The organism is Pseudomonas sp. GW821-FHT07G10 (genome assembly GCF_059418545.1).
Genome location: NZ_JBWKQB010000057.1, coordinates 1 through 6,635, shown reverse-complemented (window position 1 = coordinate 6,635; position 6,635 = coordinate 1). Strand labels below are relative to the sequence as shown.

Genomic DNA, 6,635 nt, shown 5'->3' with positions numbered 1-6,635 from the left:
CTGACCCCGCCGGGCGAATTCGGCGCCGACGTGGCCATCGGCAGCGCCCAACGCTTCGGCGTGCCGCTGGGCTTCGGCGGCCCGCACGCGGCTTACTTTTCTACCCGCGATGCGTTCAAGCGCGACATGCCCGGCCGTCTGGTCGGCGTGTCGGTAGACCGTTTCGGCAAGCCGGCGCTGCGCCTGGCCATGCAGACCCGCGAGCAACACATCCGTCGCGAGAAAGCCACCAGCAACATCTGCACCGCGCAGGTGCTGCTGGCCAACATCGCCAGCATGTACGCCGTCTACCACGGCCCCAAAGGCCTGATCCAGATCGCCCAGCGCATCCATCAGCTGACCGCGATCCTTGCCCAAGGCTTGAGCGATCTGGGTCTGAACGTCGAGCAGGAACACTTCTTCGACACCCTGACCCTGGCCACCGGCAGCCAGACCGCCGCCCTGCACGACCAGGCCCGCGCCCAGCGCATCAACCTGCGGGTGGTCGATGGCGAGCGTCTGGGTCTGTCGCTGGACGAAACCACCAGCCAGGCGGACATCGAAACCCTGTGGAGCGTGCTGGCCGACGGCAAGGCCCTGCCGGACTTCGCCGCCCTCGCCGCCTCGGTTGAAAGCCGCATCCCGGCGACTCTGGTGCGCCAATCGCCGATCCTCAGCCACCCGGTGTTCAACCGTTATCACTCGGAAACCGAGCTGATGCGCTACCTGCGCAAACTCGCCGACAAGGACCTGGCCCTGGATCGCAGCATGATCCCGCTGGGCTCGTGCACCATGAAGCTCAACGCCGCCAGCGAAATGATCCCGGTGACCTGGGCCGAATTCGGTGCCCTGCACCCGTTCGCCCCGGCCGAGCAAAGCGCCGGCTATCAGCAGCTGACCGATGAACTGGAAGCGATGCTCTGCGCCGCCACCGGTTACGACGCCATCTCCCTGCAACCAAACGCCGGTTCCCAGGGTGAATACGCCGGTCTGCTGGCGATCCGCGCCTATCACCAGAGCCGTGGCGAAGACCGTCGCGACATCTGCCTGATCCCCTCGTCGGCCCACGGCACCAACCCGGCGACCGCCAACATGGCCGGCATGCGCGTGGTGGTCACCGCGTGCGATGCGCGCGGCAACGTCGACCTCGAAGACCTGCGCGCCAAGGCCATCGAGCACCGCGAACACCTCGCCGCGCTGATGATCACCTACCCCTCGACCCACGGCGTGTTCGAAGAGGGCATCCGCGAAATCTGCGGGATCATCCATGACCACGGCGGCCAGGTGTACATCGACGGCGCCAACATGAACGCCATGGTCGGCCTCTGCGCACCGGGCAAGTTCGGCGGCGACGTGTCCCACCTGAACCTGCACAAGACTTTCTGCATCCCCCACGGCGGTGGCGGCCCGGGTGTCGGCCCGATTGGCGTGAAATCCCACCTGACGCCGTTCCTGCCGGGGCACGCGGCCATGGAGCGCAAGGAAGGCGCGGTCTGCGCGGCACCGTTCGGCAGCGCGAGCATTCTGCCGATCACCTGGATGTACATTCGGATGATGGGTGGCGCGGGCCTCAAGCGTGCCTCGCAGCTGGCGATCCTCAATGCCAACTACATTTCCCGGCGCCTCGAAGAGCACTACCCGGTGCTGTACACCGGCAGCAACGGCCTGGTGGCCCACGAATGCATCCTCGACCTGCGTCCGTTGAAAGACAGCAGCGGCATCAGCGTCGATGACGTCGCCAAGCGCCTGATCGACTTCGGCTTCCACGCCCCGACCATGTCCTTCCCGGTGGCCGGCACCTTGATGATCGAGCCGACCGAAAGCGAATCCAAGGAAGAACTGGACCGCTTCTGCGACGCCATGATCCGCATCCGCGAAGAAATCCGCGCGGTGGAAAACGGCACCCTGGACCAGGACGACAACCCGTTGAAAAACGCCCCGCACACCGCGGCGGAAATCGTCGGTGAGTGGACGCATCCGTACAGCCGTGAACAGGCGGTGTACCCGGTTGCATCGTTGATCGAGGGCAAGTACTGGCCACCGGTCGGTCGGGTCGACAACGTGTTCGGCGATCGCAACCTGATCTGCGCCTGTCCGTCGATCGAAAGCTACGCTTAAACCAATGAGGGGCGACTTGCTCGCCCCCTCATGGTCACCACAATACCCTGTGGGAGCGAGCTTGCTCGCGATGGGGCCGTGTCAGTCGACATCAATGCTGCCTGTCACACCGCTATCGCGAGCAAGCTCGCTCCCACAAGGATCTTTGCCAATTCTCAGAATCTGCGTCGATCCTCATAACAAGAAACCGGAGAACAACCATGTCGTTAAGCGTGTTCGACCTGTTCAAAATTGGCATCGGCCCCTCCAGTTCCCACACCGTGGGCCCGATGCGTGCCGCTGCGCGCTTCGTCGAAGGCCTGCGTCGTGAGAACCTGCTGGCGGCAACCACCTGCGTCAAAGTCGAGCTGTACGGCTCGCTCGGCGCTACCGGCAAGGGCCACGGCAGCGACAAGGCCGTGTTACTGGGCCTGGAAGGTGAACACCCGGATACCGTGGATACCGAGACCATTGCTGCCCGCCTGCACGAGATTCGCAGCAACGGACGCTTGAACCTGCTCGGTGAACACAGCATAGAATTCAACGAAAAACTCCACCTGGCGATGATCCGCAAACCCTTGGCCTATCACCCCAACGGCATGATCTTTCGTGCCTTCGATGCCGCCGGTTTGCAGGTTCGCAGCCGCGAGTATTATTCGGTCGGTGGTGGCTTCGTCGTCGATGAAGATGCTGCGGGCGCTGACCGCATTGTCGAAGACACTACGCCGCTGACCTTCCCGTTCAAGAGTGCCAAGGACTTGCTCGGTCATTGCACCACCTACGGCCTGTCCATCAGCCAGGTGATGCTGACCAATGAAAGCGCCTGGCGCCCGGAAGCGCAAACCCGTGCCGGCTTGCTGAATATCTGGCAAGTGATGCAGGACTGCGTCGCCGCCGGTTGCCGCAACGAGGGAATTCTGCCCGGCGGCTTGAAGGTCAAACGCCGTGCGGCAGCGCTGCATCGGCAATTGTGCAAGAGCCCCGAAGCCTCCCTGCGCGATCCACTGTCGGTACTCGACTGGGTCAATTTGTACGCCTTGGCGGTCAACGAAGAAAACGCCAACGGCGGTCGCGTGGTCACTGCACCGACCAATGGCGCAGCAGGGATAATTCCTGCGGTTTTGCACTACTACATGCGCTTTATCCCGGGAGCCAACGAAGACGGTGTGGTGCGCTTTCTGCTCACCGCGGCGGCCATTGGCATTCTGTACAAGGAAAACGCCTCGATCTCCGGCGCCGAAGTCGGCTGCCAGGGCGAGGTCGGTGTCGCCTGCTCAATGGCCGCCGGGGCACTCTGCGAAGTGCTGGGCGGCACCGTGCAGCAAGTGGAAAACGCCGCCGAGATCGGCATGGAACACAACCTCGGACTGACCTGCGACCCCATTGGCGGCCTGGTTCAGGTGCCGTGCATCGAGCGCAACGCCATGGGCTCGGTAAAAGCCATCAATGCGGTGCGCATGGCCCTGCGCGGCGACGGTCAACACTACGTCTCCCTCGATAAGGTCATTCGCACCATGCGCCAGACCGGCGCCGATATGAAAAGCAAATACAAGGAAACCGCCCGCGGCGGTTTGGCGGTCAACATCATTGAGTGCTGATGCGAGCCTGGCTGCATCAGTGCATTTTTTCAGGAGCTGAACATGTCCACCGAACAACTGTTGAAAACCCCGCTGCACGCCCTGCATCTGGAGCTCGGCGCGCGCATGGTCCCATTCGCCGGTTACGACATGCCGGTGCAATACCCGCTGGGCGTGATGAAAGAACACCAGCACACCCGTGATCAGGCCGGGTTGTTCGATGTCTCGCACATGGGCCAGATTCGCCTGACCGGCGCCAACGCCGCGAAGGCACTGGAGACCCTGGTGCCAGTGGACATCATCGACCTGTCGGTGGGGATGCAACGTTATGCGATGTTCACCAATGAAACCGGCGGCATACTCGATGACCTGATGGTCGCCAACCTCGGTAACGATGAACTGTTCCTGGTGGTCAACGCCGCCTGCAAGGATCAGGACCTCGCGCACCTGCGCAAACACATCGGCGACCAGTGCGAGATTCAGCCACTGTTCGAAGAACGCGCCCTGCTCGCCCTGCAAGGCCCGGCGGCGGTAACGGTACTGGCACGCCTGGCACCTGACGTGTCGAAAATGACCTTCATGCAATTCACCAGCGTGAAGTTGCTGGGCGTGGACTGCTACGTCAGCCGTTCCGGCTACACCGGTGAAGACGGTTTCGAAATCTCCGTACCGGCCGCCAATGCAGAAGCCTTGGCCCGCGCACTACTGGCCGAACCGGAAGTGGCAGCAATCGGCCTCGGAGCTCGCGACTCGCTGCGCCTGGAAGCCGGCCTGTGCCTCTATGGCCACGATATGAACACCGAGACCACGCCTATCGAGGCCAGCCTGCTCTGGGCCATCTCCAAGGCTCGTCGCGCCGATGGCTCCCGTGCCGGTGGCTTCCCTGGCGCAGAAACCGTGTTCACTCAGCAGCAAGCCGGTGTGAGCCGCAAACGGGTCGGCCTGTTACCTCAGGAGCGCACGCCAGTGCGTGAAGGCGCAGAAATCGTCAACGAAGAAGGCACAGTGATCGGCAGCGTGTGCAGCGGCGGCTTTGGACCAACATTGGGTGGCCCATTGGCCATGGGTTACCTCGACAGCCACTACATGGCACTTGATACATCCGTCTGGGCAATTGTACGTGGGAAAAAGGTGCCTATGAATGTAAGCAAAATGCCATTTGTTCCACAACGCTACTATCGCGGTTGATTGACTGTTTCTATAAGTAACGCGGTTGCGTTAACAGTGCACTAATCTGTAACGCAACCGCCACCAAACAGTGCATGCGGCTGGCTATAAATTTCGATAATGAACTTGGTTTATAACGATCGAAAACAATTGAACAGCTCTATCGAATAAGCGACATCGCCAGTCTGTAAACGACCCCACGCTGAGTAAAACCGCGGCTTCTGAGGGCTTGTTTTTTCTCCCTTAGTTGGCGTAGAGTTTCTTCACTGTGTTTGCATGGGTCGCTTGGAACCGTGACCTGGGCAGTAGCCATAAGTTCGCTACAACCCGTTCGACGTCTCTTACTTTCCTGCAACCAGCCCCAGTACTCTTTCATTAGAAAGAGGCTGTCATTAATTTTTGCGTCAAAGGAAATAAGAAATGTCCCAACGTCAGAGCGGTACCGTCAAGTGGTTTAACGACGAAAAAGGTTTTGGTTTTATCACTCCAGAAAGCGGTCCGGATCTGTTCGTCCATTTCCGCGCGATTCAGGGCAGCGGCTTCAAGAGCCTGAAAGAAGGCCAGAAAGTGACTTTCGTTGCTGTGCAAGGCCAGAAAGGCATGCAGGCTGACGAAGTACAAGCAGAAGGTTAATCCCGACTGCAACAAAAAGCCCCTGATGCTGACATCAGGGGCTTTTTTGTGCGCGCAATTCCGTAAAATGGCTTTTTTCAGCCGAGAGTCCTGTCATGTCGAAACACCTGCTAAGCCCTCAAGGCGACTTTCCCGCCGCAGGCCTGGGCCGCCGCCTGGCAGCGATGTTCTATGACTTCCTGTTGTGCACCGCCCTGCTGATCGTCACCGGAGGCATTTACAAGATGGTGCAAATGGCGATCATCGGCGAAGCCAAAATGCGCGCCCTGACAGATGCCGGTGCACTGGACGGTGATCCGCTGCTATCAACGATTTTGCTTTTCGTCCTGTTCGGCTTCTTCGCCAAATTCTGGTCCTGGTCTGGCCAGACCCTTGGCATGCAAGTCTGGTGCATTCGCGTACAAAACCCCGACGGTACAGCTATCAGCCTGTGGCAGGCCTTGCTGCGCTTTGTCGTGTCGATTGCTTCGCTGCTTTGTGTAGGTTTGGGTTTCATCTGGTCGTTGTTCGACAAACAGAAACGCAGCTGGCACGACATCTACTCAAACAGCCAGTTGGTGCGGATTCCGAAGAAGACGAAGTAGTTTCTGGTCGATGTACATAAAACCTGTAGCTGCCGCAGGCTGCGATCTTCTGATTTTGAGTACATATCCGTTTCTGCGGTAACGGCCACTGGCGGTTTCGCTCTTACGGCGTGTCACTTTGGAACAGCCGGAGTGCCGGCCCAGCCCAAAGTAACCAAAGGGCTCTTGCCCCTTTCGTTCAGCCTCTGGAAAAGGGGCAGGCAGATCCAAAGCCAAAGCAAAGCAAAGCAAAGGCAGCCTTCAGTAATTCCACAGAAGAAATGCGTACCCGCTTCCAACCAGGCCGGCCGGTCGGCCGCCTCGCTTTTGCTTTTGCGGTGCACGCCCCCTCGAGAGGCCGAGCGGAGGTTCTGCGCAGTGGGCAATCCGGCATGGATGCCGGGTTAGCCGCCCCCGGCCATGGATGGCCGATGGCGGCGGGCCCACGGAGCAGGACCGGAGCGAGGGCATGCCGAGCCTAGGCGAGGCACCGAACGAAAGGGGCAAGAGCCCTTGGTTACTTGGGGCTTTTCCAAGTGACCCGCCGTAATTGGATGGACTCGCCCGCGCCGAGGCGTCAATGCGCCACGGGGGCAGTCTAAGAAGCCACCGACAGCGA

Annotated in this window: 5 protein-coding genes; all 5 read left to right on the top strand. The window is 60.4% G+C overall.

The genetic code is table 11. The features are described from left to right. A partial coding sequence (gene gcvP / locus AC07O1_RS30200; protein WP_495091172.1) for an aminomethyl-transferring glycine dehydrogenase occupies positions 1 to 2,097 on the top strand: 2,097 nt, incomplete at its 5' end. A 200-nt stretch (positions 2,098 to 2,297) separates the two neighbouring features. Continuing rightward, positions 2,298 to 3,674, top strand: coding sequence for an L-serine ammonia-lyase (locus tag AC07O1_RS30195; RefSeq protein ID WP_494992097.1), 1,377 nt, complete (start codon positions 2,298 to 2,300; stop codon positions 3,672 to 3,674). 42 nt (positions 3,675 to 3,716) lie between these two features. Then, the gene (gene gcvT / locus AC07O1_RS30190) at positions 3,717 to 4,841 is read left to right on the top strand and encodes a glycine cleavage system aminomethyltransferase GcvT (RefSeq protein ID WP_495091171.1); all 1,125 of its coding nucleotides are present in this window, start codon (positions 3,717 to 3,719) and stop codon (positions 4,839 to 4,841) included. A 399-nt stretch (positions 4,842 to 5,240) separates the two neighbouring features. Then, positions 5,241 to 5,453 carry a cold-shock protein gene (locus AC07O1_RS30185; protein WP_105346577.1) on the top strand — a complete coding sequence of 71 codons (213 nt, stop codon included), beginning with the start codon at positions 5,241 to 5,243 and terminating at the stop codon, positions 5,451 to 5,453. Positions 5,454 to 5,548: 95 nt separating this feature from the next. Next, positions 5,549 to 6,037 carry an RDD family protein gene (locus AC07O1_RS30180; protein ID WP_495091170.1) on the top strand — a complete coding sequence of 163 codons (489 nt, stop codon included), beginning with the start codon at positions 5,549 to 5,551 and terminating at the stop codon, positions 6,035 to 6,037. Positions 6,038 to 6,635: the final 598 nt, after the last annotated feature.